Below are 17,510 nucleotides of genomic sequence, written 5' to 3' on the forward strand. Positions count from 1 at the left end.
TGACGGGCATCCATGCCCGTCACCTCCCTCCGCAAGCCCTCCGCTCGGCCTCCTGAAGTCGCAATCTGTGTTGCCTGGACTATCGCGCACTTAGAAGCAACAGCAACAGCAACAGCAACAGCAACGAAAGTTAATCGACTGCTTCAGGCGACCCTTGCCAGTGGGAACAGGCGTTTGAAGTTGGTGGTTGTCTGTTCGGCCAACTGCTCGTAACTGGCACCCCGCAGCGAAGCTACATACTCTGCAACTTCACGCACATATTGCGGGAGGTTCGGTTTGCCACGATGAGGAATTGGCGCGAGATACGGCGCATCGGTTTCCACCAGAAGGCGATCAGCAGGCACCTGCCTGGCCACTTCCCGCAACGCTTCGGCATTGCGGAAGGTGACGATGCCCGACAACGAGATGTAATAGCCAAGGTCCAGCGCTGCCTTGGCCATTTCCCAATCTTCAGTAAAGCAGTGCAGCACGCCCGCCTGAGGCAGGCTTGCTTCGCGCAAAAGCGTCAGCGTATCAGCCCGTGCCGCCCGGGTATGCACGATCACCGGCTTGCCCGTCTGCCGCGAGGCTTCCAGGTGCAAGCGGAAAGACGCCTGCTGAAGCTCGGCAGCTTCAGGCTCGTAGTGGTAATCCAGCCCGGTTTCACCGATTGCCACCACATGAGGATGCGACAACTCATGCAGCAACCACTCAAGCGCAGGGGTTTCGCCCGGCGCCAGGTCCAGTGGATGCACGCCTACCGAGCAGTCCACATCAGCGTACTGCTCAGTGAGCGCTTTCACCGCGCCGGCATTTTCGGCGCTCACGCCGATGCACAGAAAATGGCCTACGCCCCGGCCACGTGCCGCCTCCAGCGCCGCATCGAGCGAGCCCTGGTGAGCAGTGAGGTCCAGACGATCCAGATGGCAATGGGAATCTACTAGCATGGGCTACGCACACAAAAATGAATGAAAATCAGCGGGCACCTGGTAACTGCAACCAGTGGGCCAGCAGCGATTCGAGCAACAGAACACGGTTCAGGTTGGCCTTGCCAAGCACCTTTTGGCGCTGCTCCAAAGTCCATGTCTGAACCTCAAGCACCTTGGCCGGCCGACTTTTCTGGGCCAGGTATTGCACCACCTTGCGCATGTCGGCCAACCCTAGGCCGTCCTCGTCCTGGGTCAATTGGTAGCGCAAGATCAGGTGCGCCCAATCGCAGAACCAGTCGAACAACAGCAGCAGCGGCACGCCGGTCCATGCCTCCGCCAGTTGGCTGGGGGAAGCCTGCTGTTTAAGCAACTTCTTCACCCCATCGGCAACCAGCGCGCGCTGTTCTCGAACGCCCTGCGCCTGCAGGCTGACTGCAAGCAGTGGCGAACCTGCGGCCAGTGCCAAAAGCTCCGCGCGATCACTTTCATCACTGCCTGGCAAGGCTCCGGCCAGCCAAGCCTGGCTCTGGGCCTGGCTGGGCTGCGGGCACGCCACCTGCTGGCAACGGCTTTTGATGGTAGGCAGAAGACGGCTCGGTTGATGGGTCACCAGCAGCAGAACGGTATCGCCCGAGGGCTCCTCCAGGCTTTTGAGCAAGGCGTTCGAGGCGTTGACGTTCATGGCCTCGACCGGCTCAATCAGGACTACCTTGCGACCACCCAGTTGCGCCGTCTGCACCACGAACGCGACCAACTCGCGCACCTGGTCAACCTTGATGGGTTTGTCGAACTCTTCGGGTTCCAGGATGAAATTATCCGGGTGGCTACCGGCCTTGAGCAAATGGCACGACTTGCAGGTGCCGCACGCCTCCTTACCCTGAGGCTGCTGACACAGCAACCGTGCCATCAGGCGCTCGGCCAACGCCCGTTTGCCGGTGCCTTGCGGGCCGTGCAGCAAGTAAGCATGGGCGTGCTGGGCGCGACCGGCAAGTTGCTCCCACAGCGCCTGTTGCCAAGGGTAGCCATCAGCCACGGCAGCGTTCCACGATACCAGGCACCAGCCCGTCGATGGCCCGCTGGACCGCGTCAAGCGACTGCGCGGCATCCAGACGGCTATAACGGTGGGGCTCTCGCTCGGCCCGTTGCAGATAAGCATGGCGCACTGCTTCGAAGAAGGCCTGCCCTTCCTGTTCGAAACGGTCCAGGCGGCCGCGTGCCGCGGCTCGGGCCAAGCCAACTTCGACCGGCAAGTCGAAGATCAGGGTCAAATCAGGACGCAAGTCCCCTTGCACGAACTGCTCGAGGGTGGCAATACGCCCAACCGACAAGCCGCGACCACCGCCTTGGTAAGCGTAGGTGGCATCGGTAAAGCGGTCACACAGTACAACCGCACCCCGCGCCAGCGCTGGCCGTATCACCTGCGCCAGGTGCTGGGCACGGGCGGCGAACACCAGCAGGAGCTCGGTGTCGGCAGCCATCGCCTCGTCACTGGGGGCCAGCAGCAGCTCCCTGACTTTTTCGGCCAATGGCGTGCCGCCGGGCTCACGGGTCAACACCACATCCAGCCCCTGCTCGCGCAGGCGCGCAGCGAGGTAGTCACGGTTGGTGCTCTTACCTGCGCCTTCGGGGCCTTCCAGAGTAATAAACAAGCCGGTCACGGGCAGTCCTTAATGTTTTACTTCAGGCGTCGTCGGCGCGGTGGCCGGCGCGTCGTTGGCGCTGCCATTACCGGCTGGCTCAGCGGGTGGCGACGGCTCAGCGGGCTGGCCGGTGCTGTCTGCCTGAGGCTGGGCGGCGGCTTCGCCACCCGGCTGGGTTGTCTGAGGTGAGGGGCTGGAGCGGTAGTCCGCCCGCCGCTTTATCTGGAACTCGCGCACGGCCGAGTTATGGTCGTCCAGATCATCGGAAAACACATGGCTGCCATCACCACGCGCAACGAAATACAGGCTGGTGCCATCCGCCGGGTTAAGCGCGGCATGGATGGCTTCACGCCCCACCATGGCGATGGGCGTGGGTGGCAGCCCTGTGATGGTATAAGTGTTGTAGGGCGTGGGCTCACGCAGGTCGGCACGGGTAATTCTGCCGTTGTAGCGTTCGCCCATGCCGTAGATTACCGTGGGGTCGGTCTGCAACATCATGCCCAGGCGCAGACGCCGCACGAACACGCCGGCAATCTGCCCACGCTCCTGGGGAATACCGGTTTCCTTTTCCACCAGCGATGCCATGATCAGCGCCTGGTAGGGGTCACGGTATGGCAGGTCACGCGTACGCTCGGCCCACTCTTTAGCCAGGACTTCTTCCAGGCGCATATAGGCCTGCTGCAGCAGCTCGACATCGGTCATGCCGCGCACGAACCGGTAGGTATCGGGGAAGAAGCGCCCCTCAGGGAACACACCGGTGTGACCCAGCTTGTCCATGACCTCGGCATCCGAGAGCCCGTCCAGGGTCTGCTTGATCTTCTCGTGCCTGGCGACAGCTGTGCGCACCTGGCGGAATGTCCAGCCCTCCACCAAGGTAAGGTTGTACTGCACCACATCACCGCGCCGCCAGGCATCGAACAGCTGCTCCACGGTCATGCCTGGGGTAAGCCGGTACTCCCCGGTATGCAACGGCACGCCGGCCATGTTGAACCGCCAGTACAGGCGCAGCCATAGAGCGTCATCCAGCAGGCCCTCCTGCTGCATGCGGTAGAACATGCGGTTGGGGGTAGCACCGTTGGGCACGTCCAGCAGGCGCTCCTGCTCCACGTGCAGGGGCTGGTCCAGCACAGCGTGAACCTTCCAGGCCGACCAGCCAAGCGCAAGGCCGGCAATGATCAAGCCCATTTCCAGCAGCAGCAGGAATTTACGTCTCACGAATTCAGGTTTCCAGTAACGTACGGGCGACAGCCTGCAATTTACGCGTGAGCGGGCCAGGCGACCAGTTTAGCTCGCCTGCACTGCGCACGGGCCATATGCCGTACACGCTGTTGCAAACAAATACTTCGTCGGCTTGCTCAAGCTCATGGTACGGCAGGTCACGCACTTGTGAGGGGATGCCGAGCAATGGGGCCTGCTGCAACAACGCGGCGCGCATCACCCCTGCCACGCCGCAGCGCTGCAGGTCAGCAGTGAGCAGCGTACCGTCGCGCACCAGAAACAGGTTGCTGTAGACCCCTTCGATGATCCGGTCATGCCCATCACACATCAGGCCTTCTGCATGTTCACTGCCCTGCCACTCGGCACGGGCCAGCACCTGCTCCAGGCGGTTGAGGTGTTTGAGGCCTGCCAGCAAGGGTTGTTCCCCAAGCCGCGTCTTGCAGAGAAAAAGGCGCACACCCTGATCGCCGTAGGACTGGGGATAGGCAGGCAATGGGCTGGCTTGCAGGATACGCCGGGCTGGCGCATCCGCCACGGGCGCGTAGCCACGCTGGCTGTCGCCACGGGTGAGGATCAGTTTGGCGACGCCTGCCCCTAGCTGGCTGGCAAAGCGTTGAAGCTCATCGGCCACCAGTGCCACATCCACCGGGATGGACAGGCGTTGACACCCCAGGGCCAAACGCGCCATGTGCTCGCCCAGCAGGCTGGGCCGGCCGTGACGCACGGCGATGGTTTCAAACACACCATCGCCGTAGGCCAGGCCCCGGTTCTGCAGGTTAACCGCAGCCTGGGGTTGGCCATCTACCCAACTGTGCATCAGCCGGCAAACCGGCGGAATACCAGGGAGCCATTGGTGCCACCAAAACCGAACGAGTTGGACAGCACCACGTCGATCGGCATGCTGCGCGCCTGGTGCGGCACGAAGTCCAGGTCACACCCTTCGTCCGGCTCGTCGAGGTTGATGGTTGGCGGAGCCATCTGGCTGTTGATGGCCAGCACGCTGAAGATCGCTTCAACCGCGCCTGCTGCACCCAACAGATGGCCCGTCATCGACTTGGTCGAGCTCACGGCCAGTTTGTAGGCATGCTCGCCAAACACACGCTTGATCGCTGACACTTCGGCCAGGTCGCCTGCCGGGGTCGAGGTGCCGTGGGCATTGATGTAGCTGACCTCGTGCGGTTCAACACCGGCATCGCGCAGGGCGTTGGCCATGCACCGAGCAGCGCCTTCGCCGGTTTCAGGCGGTGAGGTCATGTGGTAGGCGTCGCCACTCATGCCAAAGCCCACCAGCTCTGCGTAGATGGTGGCACCACGGGCCTGGGCGTGCTCGAGTTCCTCAAGCACCAATGCGCCAGCGCCATCGGACAGTACGAAGCCATCCCGGCCCTTGTCCCAGGGGCGGCTCGCGCGGCTCGGCTCGTCGTTGCGCGTAGAAAGCGCACGCGAAGCGCCGAAACCGCCCATACCGAGGCCGCAGGCGGCCATTTCAGCACCGCCGGCGATCATCACATCCGCTTCACCGTAAGCAATGTTGCGCGCCGCCATGCCGATGCAATGAGTACCGGTGGTGCAAGCGGTGGCGATGGCGTAGTTCGGCCCCTGTAAACCCAGGTGAATCGACAGGAAGCCCGAGATCATGTTGATGATCGAGCCCGGCACGAAGAACGGCGAAATGCGCCGTGGGCCGGAATCGTGCAGCGTGCGGCTGGTTTCTTCGATGTTGGTCAGCCCGCCAATACCAGAACCCATGGCAACGCCAATGCGCTCACGGTTGGCGTCGGTCACTTCAAGGCCGGCATTGCGCACGGCCTGGAAGCCTGCGGCCAGGCCGTACTGGATGAACAGGTCAAGCTTGCGGGCCTCTTTGGCCGACAGGTATTGCTCGACCTCGAAGCCCTTGACCGAGCCGCCAAAACGGGTGGAGTAGGCAGAAAGGTCCGTGTGTTCGATCGGACCGATGCCACTACGGCCAGCCAGAATGCCCTGCCATGTGCTCGGTACATCGGTACCCAGTGGCGACAGCATGCCCATACCGGTGACCACGACGCGTCTACGCGACACAGTACTCTCCTTTTCTAATGACAGAGTTTCTTGCCATTGCATTCAACGCAATGGAAATGAAATGGCAACAAGCTCTCGATGCCCGGGGCCGGACACCCCATCGTTTGAAACGGGACGCTTGCAAAGAAAAAACCGCACGCCGGCAAAGGCAGTGCGGTTTTTCCCGACAAGAAGCGTCGACTGCAGCGTCTTAGGCCTGGTGGGCGTTGACGTAGTCGATAGCAGCTTGAACGGTAGTGATCTTCTCGGCTTCTTCGTCAGGGATTTCGGTCTCGAATTCCTCTTCCAGAGCCATCACCAGCTCAACGGTGTCAAGGGAATCGGCACCCAGGTCATCGACGAAGGACTTCTCGTTAGTCACTTCTTCTTCCTTGACGCCCAGTTGCTCGGCGACGATTTTCTTGACGCGTTCTTCGATCTTGCTCATACCTAGGTTTACTCCTAATGGATATATGTCGGGCAGCTGGCCGGTGGCTAATTTTATAGAAGAACGCCTGCTTTTCAAGCTAAACGCGCCTCTCCCTTCAGCACCGCACCCGCTGCCCGGAATCTGGTCGCAGCTTTATAACGGATTTTAGGCTCGCAGTATGACTCTTTTTTTACCGAATCCGTCACATTGAGTTGCGATATTACATGTACATACCGCCGTTGACGGGGACGGTAGCACCGGTCACATAGGCTGCACCTTCCGACGCCAGGAACGAAACCACCTTGGCGATTTCGTCTGCCTGACCCAGACGGCCCAGCGGAATCTGGGTCTGCAGGGCCTGACGCTGGGCATCCGGAAGCTCGCGGGTCATGTCTGTATCGATGAAGCCCGGGGTTACCGAATTGACGGTAATGCCCCGCGAACCCACTTCACGCGCCAGGGCGCGGCTGAAACCTTCCAGGCCGGCCTTGGCAGCAGCGTAGTTGGCCTGCCCGGCGTTACCCATGGCGCCGACCACCGAGCCGATGCTGATGATACGGCCCCAACGGGCCTTGGTCATACCACGCAACACGCCCTTGGACAGGCGGTACAGGCTGTTGAGGTTGGTATCGATCACATCGAACCACTCGTCGTCCTTCATGCGCAGCATCAGGTTGTCCCGGGTGATGCCAGCATTGTTGACCAGGATTGCCGGCGCCCCGAACTGCTCGCCAATGGCGGCCAGCACGCTTTCGACGGACTCTGCGCTGGTCACGTTCAGCTCCATGCCGGTACCGGCCACGCCGTGCTCTTTCAGGGTGGCGGCAATACGCTCGGCACCGGAGGCCGATGTAGCGGTGCCAATCACGATGGCACCCTGGCGGCCCAGTTCGAGGGCAATCGCTTGGCCGATGCCACGGCTGGCACCAGTGACCAGTGCAACTTTACCTTGCAGGCTCATGCAAGTTTCTCCAGTTCAGGCCAGCGCCGCGCGGGCGGCGGCGACGGCGTCGGGGGTATTGAGGTTGTAAGTGCTCACGCCATCGGCGCAACGCTTGTTAAGCCCAGCCAGCACCTTGCCAGGGCCGCACTCGACCAGGTTGACCGCGCCATTGGCAGCCAACGCCTGTACGCACTCGACCCAGCGCACGGGCTGATACAACTGTGCCAGCAGGTCCTGCTTCAGGGCATCGAGGCCTGGCGCAACGGCGGCAGTGACGTTCTGCACCACGGGGATCTGCGGCGCTTGCCAGTCGATGGCATTGACCGCCTCGGCAAAGCGCTCGGCAGCAGGCTTCATCAAGGCACAGTGGGAAGGCACACTCACGGCCAGCGGCAAAGCACGCTTGGCACCTTTGGCCTTGCACAGTTCCATGGCACGATCCACGGCGGCCTTGTTGCCAGCAATGACAACCTGGCCCGGGGAGTTGAAGTTGACAGCACTGACCACTTCATCCTCGGCCGCCTCAGCACAAAGCTGCACCACCACGGCATCATCCAGCCCCAGAATGGCTGCCATGGCACCGTGCCCGGCAGGCACGGCTTCCTGCATCAGTTGGCCGCGGCGCTCGACCAGGCGGACGGCGTCTTTCAAGGTGATACTGCCAGCCGCTACCAGGGCGCTGTACTCACCCAGGCTGTGACCAGAGACGAACGCCGGCTTGGCACCCCCCTCTTCCAGCCACAGGCGCCACAGCGCGATAGACGCGGCGAGGATGGCCGGCTGAGTCTTGTCGGTCTGGTTAAGTTGCTCTTCCGGGCCTTCCTGAACCAGCTTCCACAAGTCATAGCCCAGTGCTTCGGACGCTTCCTTGAAGGTTTCGATGATCACCGGCTTCTCGGCGCCGAGCTCGGCGAGCATGCCCAGCGACTGGGAACCTTGACCGGGAAAGACGAATGCGAGAGATGCAGACATTGAACAAGCCCTTATGATCTTGTCGTCGGATAGGGTGCGACAGGCCTTGAGCCCGGCGCAGAATCTGAAAACTTGGATGGAAATACAGACCAAGCGGTCACATTTAAGCATTTCATCGTCGATATGCCTAAGGCCTTCGCTGGGTCGAGGCTACAGCAGCAAATCCTCCAGGCGCCCATGCAGCCGCTGCGGCAGGTCTTGCCGGATCTCGATCAACGCCCGCTCGATGGCGCTCTGCAACCCCTGTACATCTGCCGAGCCGTGGCTCTTGATGACGATGCCCTGCAAGCCCAGGAAACTGGCACCGTTGTGGCGCGCAGGCGCCAGGTCTGCCTGCAAGCGCTTGAGCAGTGGCATGGCCACCAAGCCGGCCAGACGCGACAACATGCCGCGCCGGAACACCTGCTCGACGCGTTCGCCAATCATGCTCGCCAGCCCTTCGCTGGACTTGAGCAAGATGTTGCCAACAAAGCCATCGCATACCACCACATCAGCGACACCCTGGTACAACCCGTCGCCTTCGACGAAGCCCACGTAGTTAAGCCCGCGGGCGTTCTGCAACAGGCTGGCAGCCAGTTTGACCTGCTGGTTGCCCTTGATGTCTTCGGTACCCACGTTCAACAAGCCAACCCGCGGGCGCTGCACGCCTTGCACCTGGGCGGCAACCGAACCCATGACGGCAAACTGATAGAGATGCTCGGCGGTGCAGTCAACGTTGGCACCCAGGTCGAGCAACTGACAGAACCCGGTACGCGTAGGCAGCGCCGCCACCATCGCCGGGCGATCAATACCTGGCAACGTCTTGAGCACGAACCGGGACAACGCCATCAACGCCCCGGTATTGCCTGCACTGACGCACGCTTGCGCCTTGCCATCGCGGACCAGTTCGAGCGCCACACGCATCGATGAGTCTGGTTTGCCACGCAACACCTGGGATGGACGCTCATCCATGCCGACCACCTCGCTGGCAGGCGCAATTTGAAGGCGCAAGCGATCGGTAGCCGAGATGCCACTGATGAGTTCTTCCAGGAGAGAGGGTTGACCGACAAGGGTCAGGTGCAGCGAGGGGGTTGCAGAAAGGCAGGCAATGCTAGCCTGGACAATGCTGCGGGGACCGAAGTCCCCGCCCATTGCGTCGATCGCGATGATCTGAGCGGACAAGGATTACTCGTCAGCGCCCTTGTCGACCACTTTGCGACCACGGTATACGCCTTCTGGCGAAACGTGGTGGCGCAGGTGGACTTCACCGGTGGACTTCTCTACCGACAGTGCGTTTTCCGACAGGGCATCGTGCGAACGACGCATGTCACGGGCAGAGCGGGATTTTTTGTTCTGCTGAACAGCCATAATTGATTAACTCCTAAACGTTTGGGTCACGCTTTAACTGCGCCAAAACACTGAACGGGTTGGACCGCGATACCTCGTCCTTGCTCGAATCGGGCTCGTCTGCGCCCGCCGGCTGCTGGCATTCTTCCGGATGATGAGCAGGCACGATGGGCAAGGCGAGCAAAAGCTCTTCCTCAACCAACGCCTGCAGATCCAAAGGATCTTCGCCCAGTTCCAGCACGTCATAGCCTTTCGGCAACGACTGGGTATTCGCACCCTCCTTCACCACAGCGTACGTACATTCGCTATGGATCGGCAGGGTGACCAGCTCAAGACAACGCTGGCAAACCATCTTGACTTCGACGTCCAACGCGCTGTGGATAACCACCACGTGCTGTTCATCTCGTTCAAAATCGAACTTCGCCTGCACCGTACCGACATTGTCGGAAAGCGGGTCGCAGAGTCTTTCCAAATCAGCGAGTTGCAGTGAACCGGTAAGGGTTACACCACGATCGGCTAATTTGCGCGGGTCAACGTGAGGTGGAATCGGGTCATTCAACATAGGCGCAGCATTCTAGGGATGCCCCCCGCCCCTGTCAAAGGAAATTGGCGGCATCGTGCGTGATAGAATTTGTTCAACCGATTCAGGAGTCTACCATGCTTCCTTTGTTACTGGCGTCCAGCTCTGCCTATCGCCGCGAATTACTGGCACGCCTGCGCCTGCCGTTCACCTGGGCAAGCCCCGATATAGACGAGCAACAACGGGGTGACGAACCCGCCGTGGAACTGGTGCGCCGGCTGGCCAGGCAAAAGGCCGAAGCATTGGCAGGCAGCCACCCCGCGCACCTGATTATTGGCTCAGACCAGGTTGCAGTACTGGGCGAGCAGGTGCTTGGCAAGCCACACACCTTCGAACGGGCTTGCGAGCAACTGCTGGCGTGCAGCGGGCAGCAGGTGAGCTTTCTCACCGGGCTGGCAGTACTCAATAGCGTGACCGGGCACTGCCAGGTGGACTGCGTGCCGTTTACGGTAACGCTGCGCGAATTGAGCAGGGAACGGGTGGAGCGCTATGTCGCAGCAGAACAGCCACTCGATTGCGCCGGGAGCTTCAAGGCGGAGGGGCTGGGGGTGAGCTTGTTCCAGAGCACTCATGGGTGCGATGCGACCAGCCTGATCGGGCTGCCGCTGATTCGGCTGGTGGATATGCTGACCGAGGAAGGGGTGGTAGTGCCGTAGGCCGCCTTGCGTTTTTGGGCGCCTGTGAGATCGAGCGCCGCGCGTGCGGCGCTCGATCTCACAAACACCGCAAAACGCACGACAAGCCCTTAGCGCAGCTGCGGCCCCTGGAAGCCCATCCACATCGCCAGATGTTCAGCCACACTGGCACCCATGCGCTTGGAGAAGCGGTCGAACGGCGACTCCTGGACGGTGAAATCGACCAGCTCTTTCTCGCCCACGATTTCGCGCGCCACGTAACTGGCGCTGCCTAGCCCGTCCACCAAGCCCAGGGCCTTGGCCTGCTCACCCGACCACACGAGGCCGCTGAACAGCTCAGGGTGCTCCTTATCCTTCAGGCGCTCGCCGCGCCCTTGCTTGACCATGGCGATGAACTGCTGATGGGTGGTATCCAGCACGCCTTGCCAGAAGCGGGTTTCTTCAGGCTTCTGTGGCGAGAACGGGTCGAGAAACGCCTTGTGCTCACCCGAGGTGTAGGCTCGCCGCTCAACACCCAGCTTCTCCATGGCGCCTACAAACCCGTAGCCCGCGGCAGTGACACCGATGGAGCCAACCAGGCTGGCCTTGTCGGCATAGATTTCATCCGCGGCACTGGCGATGTAGTAGGCGCCAGATGCGCCCAGGTCGGCAATCACCGCATACAGCTTGATAGCCGGGTATTCGGCGCGCAGACGACGAATTTCGTCATACACGTAGCCTGCCTGTACCGGGCTGCCACCGGGGCTGTTGATGCGCATCACCACCGCTTTGGTCTTACTGTCCTTGAACGCCTCGCGCAGGCTCTTGACAATGTTGTCGGCACTGGCCGCCTCTTGGTCCGCAATGACTCCGCGCACCTCGACCAACGCCGTATGACTGGCGCTGCGCGAGGCAGCCTTGTCGATATCCATCAGGGGCGAGAACAGCACCAGAATGCCGAACAGGTAGACGAAGGTCAGCAGCTTGAAGAAAATCCCCCAGCGCCGCGACCTGCGCTGCTCCTGGACACTGGCCAGCAGGGTTTTTTCCAGCAGCTTCCAGCTCTTGCGCTCTTCGCGCTCCTCAGGCTCCGCCTCGGGCGCCTTCCATTCGTCTGCCATGCTTACCTACCTTGGAAGTGAAGTTGGATTAACGGCCAGCCACTGGCGCAACTGGGAAAAGTGATCGATGCACAGCTGCGGGCCAAACTCGGCCAAGGCCTGCAGCGACATGGCACCATAGCCCACCGCGACCGAATGCATGCCCGCATTGCTGGCCATCTGCAAATCGAACGCCGAGTCACCCACCATCAGCGCGCGCTCTGGCGGCACGCCACAGTGACTCAAGATTTGCTCAAGCATCAGCGGATGGGGCTTGCCACGGGTTTCGTCCGCCGCACGGGTGATATCGAAGAACTGCTCCCAGCCGTTGGCCTTCAAAACCCGATCCAGCCCTCGGCGCGCCTTGCCCGTGGCTACCGCCAGGCGATAACCCTGGGCCCGGAAAGCCTCCAGCGATTCCCGCACGCCTTCGAACAGCGGCGAAGGGTGCTGATCGAGCGCCGTATAGATATCAGCATAGTGCTGGCGGAAAACCTCCACCTGGCTCGGCGGCAGGTGCGGGTATAGGGTTTCGATGGCCTCCGCCAGTGACAGGCCAATGATGCCCTTGACCGATTGCTCGGGGCTGGGCGCCTCACCCGCACGCGCAGCAGCTGCATTCATGGACTCGACAATACGCCCGATGGAGTCGGCCAGGGTGCCGTCCCAATCGAAAATCAACAGCTGGTAGTCACGGCGCACTCAAACGCTCCACGGTCTTGGCCCACACTTCGTCCACGGGCGCCTCCAGCTTGAGCTCGCCACCATCGGGCAGCGGCACGGTCAGGGCGTAGGCATGCAGGAACAGCCGCTTGCCGCCCAGTTCGCGAATTTCGCGACTGAAGTCTTCGTCGCCATATTTGCTGTCACCGGCAATCATGTGGCCGGCGTGCAATGCGTGCACGCGAATCTGGTGCGTCCGGCCAGTGATGGGCCTGGCCTCGACAATGGTCGCGAACTCACCGAAACGGCGCAGCACCCGGAACAGGGTCAAGGCCTCCTTGCCCTCATCGTTGACTTCGACCATGCGCTCACCAGAGCGCAGGTTGCTCTTGAGCAGCGGCGCATTGACCTGCTTCTTCGCCGTGGGCCAATGGCCGCGCACCAGGGCCATGTAACGCTTGTCGACACCATCGCCGCGCAGGGCTGCGTGCAGGTGGCGCAGCATGCTGCGCTTCTTGGCGATCATCAGCAGCCCGGAGGTATCGCGGTCCAGGCGATGCACCAGCTCCAGCTCCTTGGCATCGGGGCGCAACTGGCGCAACGCCTCGATCACCCCGAAGCTCAGGCCGCTGCCGCCATGCACGGCAATGCCAGCCGGCTTGTTCATCACGATCAGCGCCTTGTCCTCATGGACAATGGCTGCCTCCAGGCGCTGCAACAGGCCCTGGGCCACCGGTGCCGGCTCGTCACGCTCGGGCAGGCGAACCGGCGGGACCCGCACGATATCGCCGGCCTGGATCTTGTACTCGGGCTTGACACGGCCTTTGTTGACCCGCACTTCACCCTTGCGCAGGATGCGGTAGACCAGCGTCTTGGGCACACCCTTGAGCGCTGTGATGAGGAAATTGTCGATGCGTTGGCCGGCAAGCTCCGGCGCGACTTCGATCAGCTGAACGCCGGAAGTCGGAGGGGTATTGGTCGTCATGGCGGGATCATAACAATTTTTTATGGAATTGAAGCACTTAATCATTGCTGCTATAGTCGCGAACGCCGCCATAAGCGGCAGGCCAGCGGCACCAGGCTCTTTTGCCGGTCCCTGACCTTCGCAATTCTCCAGGACGCGAGGCCGTCCTACGGGGTTTTCGCCAGTTTACCGAATTGCCTGGAATCGCCACCAGCGCTGCGTAGAGAAGACCGAAAAAAACGACAAGTGTGGTGTTTCACCTGCTTACCCGCTTCTTTCGCTGCACCTCTGCCCGCCCGTCGCTTTCACGCAACGCACGGCGAATGCTTCGGAAATACCTGCCTTGGACATGAATGGCGCCAGCGCAGAACCTGCGCTGGCGAAAAATGCAACCCGTTGCGGATTCAGCGCGCGGCAGCACCCGAATTATCAGGGATACGTGCAGGGTGGAGATGCACAGCCCTCGGACCGTGTAGCACCGCGTCCGGCCCCTCGCCTCAATCAATGGCGGGTGAGCGGATAAGGTCCTGAACAGACGCCTGCGGGCGTCCACGGCTGACGGTTGATTCCTCCTCCTGACTGAGTGCACCAGGCCCGCTTGGTTGATTCGGATAACAATTCGAAGCCACCGGGGCCGGGTAGGCACCGCAGCAAACAGGACGCGTCGTCGCGACAACGGCAGGCTGGGCAACCGGCTGGTGCCGAACGCCGCTCGACACGGGGATGGCCCGGCCATCCTTTGCGCACCTTGGCACCGACCATGAGACGTCGTGTGTGCCGAACGCCGTTTCCGGCAGCCCGGAAACCGACGGTACAACATGAAAAGAATGCTGATTAACGCAACTCAACCCGAAGAGTTGCGTGTAGCCCTGGTGGACGGTCAACGTCTGTACGACCTGGACATCGAGTCCGGCGCGCGCGAACAGAAAAAGGCCAACATCTACAAAGGCAAGATCACCCGCATCGAACCCAGCCTCGAAGCCGCTTTCGTCGACTTCGGCTCCGAACGTCACGGCTTCCTGCCGCTGAAAGAAATCTCCCGCGAATACTTCAAGAAGGCCCCTGAAGGCCGGGTCAACATCAAGGAAGTCCTCAGCGAAGGCCAGGAAGTCATCGTCCAGGTCGAAAAGGAAGAGCGTGGCAACAAGGGCGCAGCCCTCACCACCTTCATCAGCCTGGCCGGCCGCTACCTGGTCCTGATGCCCAACAACCCGCGTGCGGGCGGCATTTCCCGCCGCATCGAAGGCGAAGAACGGAACGAACTGCGTGAAGCCCTCAACGGCTTGACCGTACCCGGCGACATGGGCCTCATCGTGCGCACCGCGGGCCTGGGCCGCAGCAGCGAAGAAATGCAGTGGGACCTCGACTACCTGCTGCAGCTGTGGACCGCCATCAAGGAAGCATCCCTGGACCGCGCGGCACCGTTCCTGATCTACCAGGAAAGCAACGTCATCATCCGCGCCATCCGCGACTACCTGCGCCAGGATATCGGCGAAGTGCTGATCGACAGCATCGATGCCCAGGAAGAAGCCCTCACCTTCATCCGCCAGGTCATGCCGCAGTACGCCAGCAAGGTGAAGCTGTACGAAGACAGCGTGCCACTGTTCAACCGCTTCCAGATCGAAAGCCAGATCGAAACCGCCTTCCAGCGCGTGGTCGAACTGCCGTCCGGTGGTTCGATCGTGATCGACCCTACCGAGGCCCTGGTGTCCATCGACATCAACTCGGCGCGCGCCACCAAAGGCAGCGACATCGAAGAAACCGCCTTGCAGACCAACCTGGAAGCGGCCGAGGAAATCGCCCGCCAGCTGCGCCTGCGTGACATCGGCGGCCTGATCGTCATCGACTTCATCGACATGACGCCCGCCAAGAACCAGCGCGCTGTCGAGGAACGTGTGCGTGAATGCCTGGAAGCCGACCGTGCCCGCGTGCAGGTTGGCCGCATTTCGCGCTTTGGCTTGCTAGAGATGTCTCGCCAGCGCTTGCGCCCATCGCTGGGCGAAAGCAGCGGCATCGTGTGCCCACGCTGCTCCGGCACCGGCATCATCCGCGACGTCGAGTCGCTGTCGCTGGCCATCCTGCGCCTGATCGAAGAAGAGGCCCTGAAGGATCGCACCGCCGAAGTGCGGGCTCAGGTACCAATCCCGGTTGCCGCGTTCCTGCTCAACGAGAAACGCAACTCGATCACCAAGATCGAGCTGCGCACCCGTGCACGCATCATCATCCTGCCTAACGATCATCTGGAAACGCCGCACTTCGAAGTCCAGCGCCTGCGCGACGACAACCCGGAAGTGCTGAACAACCAGTCCAGCTACGAGATCGCTGCCTCCGAAACCGAGGAAGCGCCGCAGCCGACCGCCACCCGCACGCTGGTACGCCAGGAAGCTGCGGTGAAAACTGCACCCGCCCGCGCCAATGCGCCGGTTCCGGCCACCGCCGAAGAAGCCCCTGCTGCCGCTCCGGTGGCGCCAGCACCGAGCGCGCCAGAACCCAGCCTGTTCAAGGGTTTGGTGAAGTCGCTGGTCAGCCTGTTCGCCGGCAAGGAAGAGCCGGCTGCCGCGCCGGTCGTTACCCCTGCCGAGAAGCCGGCTGCCGAGCGTAGCTCGCGCAACGAAGAGCGCCGTAACGGTCGCCAACAATCGCGCAACCGCAACGGCCGCCGTGACGAGGAGCGCAAACCGCGCGAGGAACGTGCCGAGCGCGCGCCGCGTGAAGAACGTGCGCCACGAGAGGAACGTGCCCCGCGTGAAGACCGAGCGCCTCGCGAAGAACGTGCTCCGCGTGAAGAACGTGCACCGCGCCAGCCACGTGAAGACCGCCGCGGCAACCGAAACGAAGAGCGTGTGCGTGAATTGCGTGAACCGCTGGACGCCACCCCACCTGCCGAGCGTGAAGAGCGCCAGCCACGTGAAGAACGTGTAGCCCGGGAAGAGCGAGCTCCGCGCGAAGAGCGCGCACCACGTGAAGAACGTGCACCTCGCGAGGAACGCGCTCCGCGTGAAGAACGTGCACCCCGCGAGGAACGCGCTCCGCGTGAAGAGCGTGCACCCCGCGAAGAGCGTACTCCGCGTGAAGAACGCGCCCCACGCGAAGAGCGCGCACCTCGCCCGCCGCGTGAAGAACGCCAGCCCCGGGTTGCCGCAGAAGCCACTGAACAGGCCGCCGAACTGGCCGAAGAGCAACTGCCGAATGAAGAGCATCTGCAGGATGACCAGGAAGGCAGCGATGACGAGCGCCCACGCCGCCGGTCCCGTGGCCAGCGTCGCCGCAGCAATCGTCGCGAGCGTCAGCGCAACGCCAATGGCGAGCTGATCGATGGCAGCGAAGAAGAAGGCAACGAAGAGCAGCCTCAACAGCACGGCGCAACCGAACTGGGTGCCGAGCTCGCCGCAGGCGTTGCTGTCACTGCAGCCGTGGCCACCAGCAACATCAGCGCCAATGCCGAGGCCCAGGCCCATCAGCAGGCCGAGCGCGCCACCGCTGAAGTGGCTCCGGTCGTCGAGCATGAAAGCACCGAAGCTGCACAGCCTGCCGAACAGCCCGAAGCCGTAACCACCGAGCAGGCCATTGCCATCGCACCGGTGGTCGAGCAGCCGGTGAGTGAGCCTGTTGCAGCGGTGGAGCCGGCTGTAGAGCCCGTGGTGGAAGTTGCACCGCAGCCTGCTGTTGAAGAAGCCCCAGCTGTAGAGCCGGCGCCGGTCATCCACCTGCCAGCCGAGGCGCCAGTGGCTGATGCCGAACCAGCTCAGGTCGTTGTCGAGCCGGAACAGGCTGCTGTGCAAGCCGCCCCTGTGGTTGAAGAACCTGCACCTGTTGCAGAGGTTCAACCGGAAGCAGTGGCCGAGCCCGAGCCTGTAAAAGAGGAAGCCGCCGCCGTTGAAACCCCGGCAGCAGCAGAGCCTGCCACCGTCATGCTATCCAACGGCCGCGCGCCGAACGACCCGCGTGAAGTGCGCCGCCGCAAGCGCGAAGCCGAGGCCGCCGCCAAGGCCGCGCAGCAGCAGCCAGCCCCGGAAGCCGCCGATGAGCACAAGCCTCATCACGGTTGATAACCCCGGCTGAATAAAAAGCCCCGCCAGCGCAAACTGGCGGGGCTTTTTATTTCCCTGTAG

17 protein-coding genes are annotated in these 17,510 nt (G+C 62.1%); 2 read left to right on the forward strand and 15 right to left on the reverse strand.

Features of this window, described 5'->3' with window-relative positions:
• Window positions 1-143 precede the first annotated feature (143 nt).
• The 12 genes from IAE33_RS15595 to IAE33_RS15650 all read right to left on the reverse strand — a co-directional run bounded on the left by IAE33_RS15595 (window position 144) and on the right by IAE33_RS15650 (window position 10,039).
• Window positions 144-926 carry a TatD family hydrolase gene (locus tag IAE33_RS15595; protein ID WP_201164176.1) on the reverse strand — a complete coding sequence of 261 codons (783 nt, stop codon included), beginning with the start codon at window positions 924-926 and terminating at the stop codon, window positions 144-146.
• A gap of 28 nt (window positions 927-954) precedes the next feature.
• Window positions 955-1,941: a DNA polymerase III subunit delta' gene (locus IAE33_RS15600; RefSeq protein ID WP_201164177.1), complete on the reverse strand. Its 987-nt coding sequence runs from the start codon at window positions 1,939-1,941 to the stop codon at window positions 955-957.
• Entirely contained in the window at window positions 1,934-2,566 is a 633-nt protein-coding gene (gene tmk / locus IAE33_RS15605; protein ID WP_201164178.1) for a dTMP kinase, read from the reverse strand. The genes IAE33_RS15600 and tmk overlap by 8 nt, the downstream gene beginning before the upstream one ends.
• A gap of 9 nt (window positions 2,567-2,575) precedes the next feature.
• The gene (gene mltG / locus IAE33_RS15610; protein WP_201164179.1) at window positions 2,576-3,763 is read right to left on the reverse strand and encodes an endolytic transglycosylase MltG; all 1,188 of its coding nucleotides are present in this window, start codon (window positions 3,761-3,763) and stop codon (window positions 2,576-2,578) included.
• A 4-nt stretch (window positions 3,764-3,767) separates the two neighbouring features.
• The gene (gene pabC / locus IAE33_RS15615; protein WP_201164180.1) at window positions 3,768-4,583 is read right to left on the reverse strand and encodes an aminodeoxychorismate lyase; all 816 of its coding nucleotides are present in this window, start codon (window positions 4,581-4,583) and stop codon (window positions 3,768-3,770) included.
• Window positions 4,583-5,827 (reverse strand): beta-ketoacyl-ACP synthase II, encoded by a 1,245-nt coding sequence (fabF, locus tag IAE33_RS15620; RefSeq protein ID WP_028633630.1) that lies wholly within the window; start codon window positions 5,825-5,827, stop codon window positions 4,583-4,585. The genes pabC and fabF overlap by 1 nt, the downstream gene beginning before the upstream one ends.
• 190 nt (window positions 5,828-6,017) lie before the next feature.
• The gene (gene acpP, locus IAE33_RS15625; protein WP_201164181.1) at window positions 6,018-6,254 is read right to left on the reverse strand and encodes an acyl carrier protein; all 237 of its coding nucleotides are present in this window, start codon (window positions 6,252-6,254) and stop codon (window positions 6,018-6,020) included.
• 202 nt (window positions 6,255-6,456) lie between these two features.
• A complete protein-coding gene (gene fabG, locus IAE33_RS15630) occupies window positions 6,457-7,197 on the reverse strand; it encodes a 3-oxoacyl-ACP reductase FabG (RefSeq protein ID WP_201164182.1) in 741 nt (246 codons plus the stop codon).
• A 15-nt stretch (window positions 7,198-7,212) separates the two neighbouring features.
• Window positions 7,213-8,151 carry an ACP S-malonyltransferase gene (gene fabD / locus IAE33_RS15635; protein ID WP_201164183.1) on the reverse strand — a complete coding sequence of 313 codons (939 nt, stop codon included), beginning with the start codon at window positions 8,149-8,151 and terminating at the stop codon, window positions 7,213-7,215.
• 150 nt (window positions 8,152-8,301) lie between these two features.
• The gene (gene plsX / locus IAE33_RS15640; RefSeq protein ID WP_201164184.1) at window positions 8,302-9,312 is read right to left on the reverse strand and encodes a phosphate acyltransferase PlsX; all 1,011 of its coding nucleotides are present in this window, start codon (window positions 9,310-9,312) and stop codon (window positions 8,302-8,304) included.
• A 3-nt stretch (window positions 9,313-9,315) separates the two neighbouring features.
• Window positions 9,316-9,498 carry a 50S ribosomal protein L32 gene (gene rpmF / locus IAE33_RS15645; protein WP_028633625.1) on the reverse strand — a complete coding sequence of 61 codons (183 nt, stop codon included), beginning with the start codon at window positions 9,496-9,498 and terminating at the stop codon, window positions 9,316-9,318.
• 13 nt (window positions 9,499-9,511) lie between these two features.
• A complete protein-coding gene (locus tag IAE33_RS15650; RefSeq protein ID WP_080667849.1) occupies window positions 9,512-10,039 on the reverse strand; it encodes a YceD family protein in 528 nt (175 codons plus the stop codon).
• 95 nt (window positions 10,040-10,134) lie between these two features.
• Here IAE33_RS15650 and IAE33_RS15655 point away from each other — a divergent pair, with 95 nt between their 5' ends.
• A complete protein-coding gene (locus tag IAE33_RS15655; RefSeq protein ID WP_028633624.1) occupies window positions 10,135-10,713 on the forward strand; it encodes a Maf family protein in 579 nt (192 codons plus the stop codon).
• An 89-nt stretch (window positions 10,714-10,802) separates the two neighbouring features.
• Here the strand turns inward: IAE33_RS15655 and IAE33_RS15660 are convergent, their stop codons facing one another.
• From IAE33_RS15660 to rluC, 3 genes are read right to left on the reverse strand one after another with little or no spacing between them, the layout of a single operon-like run.
• Complete coding sequence (locus IAE33_RS15660; protein WP_201164185.1) at window positions 10,803-11,792, reverse strand: S49 family peptidase; 990 nt, start codon at window positions 11,790-11,792, stop codon at window positions 10,803-10,805.
• A gap of 6 nt (window positions 11,793-11,798) precedes the next feature.
• On the reverse strand, window positions 11,799-12,473 hold the full coding sequence (locus IAE33_RS15665) for an HAD family hydrolase (protein WP_201164186.1): 675 nt from the start codon (window positions 12,471-12,473) through the stop codon (window positions 11,799-11,801).
• Complete coding sequence (gene rluC, locus IAE33_RS15670; RefSeq protein WP_201164187.1) at window positions 12,463-13,419, reverse strand: 23S rRNA pseudouridine(955/2504/2580) synthase RluC; 957 nt, start codon at window positions 13,417-13,419, stop codon at window positions 12,463-12,465. The genes IAE33_RS15665 and rluC overlap by 11 nt, the downstream gene beginning before the upstream one ends.
• A gap of 797 nt (window positions 13,420-14,216) precedes the next feature.
• Between rluC and rne the strand changes: the two genes are divergently transcribed.
• Window positions 14,217-17,447, forward strand: coding sequence for a ribonuclease E (gene rne, locus IAE33_RS15675; protein WP_201164188.1), 3,231 nt, complete (start codon window positions 14,217-14,219; stop codon window positions 17,445-17,447).
• The last annotated feature ends 63 nt before the right edge of the window (window positions 17,448-17,510 follow it).

Source organism: Pseudomonas sp. S60 (genome assembly GCF_016647865.1).
GTDB classification, from domain to species: domain Bacteria; phylum Pseudomonadota; class Gammaproteobacteria; order Pseudomonadales; family Pseudomonadaceae; genus Aquipseudomonas; species Aquipseudomonas parafulva.

Bases quoted from the DNA above. Each gene is read 5' to 3' on its own strand.
- fabD (WP_201164183.1), bottom strand. From the start codon at position 8,151: ATGTCTGCATCTCTCGCATTCGTCTTTCCCGGTCAAGGTTCCCAGTCG.
- acpP (WP_201164181.1), bottom strand. From the start codon at position 6,254: ATGAGCAAGATCGAAGAACGCGTCAAGAAAATCGTCGCCGAGCAACTG.
- IAE33_RS15660 (WP_201164185.1), bottom strand. From the start codon at position 11,792: ATGGCAGACGAATGGAAGGCGCCCGAGGCGGAGCCTGAGGAGCGCGAA.
- rne (WP_201164188.1), top strand. From the start codon at position 14,217: ATGAAAAGAATGCTGATTAACGCAACTCAACCCGAAGAGTTGCGTGTA.
- rluC (WP_201164187.1), bottom strand. From the start codon at position 13,419: ATGACGACCAATACCCCTCCGACTTCCGGCGTTCAGCTGATCGAAGTC.
- pabC (WP_201164180.1), bottom strand. From the start codon at position 4,583: ATGCACAGTTGGGTAGATGGCCAACCCCAGGCTGCGGTTAACCTGCAG.
- IAE33_RS15650 (WP_080667849.1), bottom strand. From the start codon at position 10,039: ATGTTGAATGACCCGATTCCACCTCACGTTGACCCGCGCAAATTAGCC.
- rpmF (WP_028633625.1), bottom strand. From the start codon at position 9,498: ATGGCTGTTCAGCAGAACAAAAAATCCCGCTCTGCCCGTGACATGCGT.
- fabG (WP_201164182.1), bottom strand. From the start codon at position 7,197: ATGAGCCTGCAAGGTAAAGTTGCACTGGTCACTGGTGCCAGCCGTGGC.
- IAE33_RS15595 (WP_201164176.1), bottom strand. From the start codon at position 926: ATGCTAGTAGATTCCCATTGCCATCTGGATCGTCTGGACCTCACTGCT.
- IAE33_RS15655 (WP_028633624.1), top strand. From the start codon at position 10,135: ATGCTTCCTTTGTTACTGGCGTCCAGCTCTGCCTATCGCCGCGAATTA.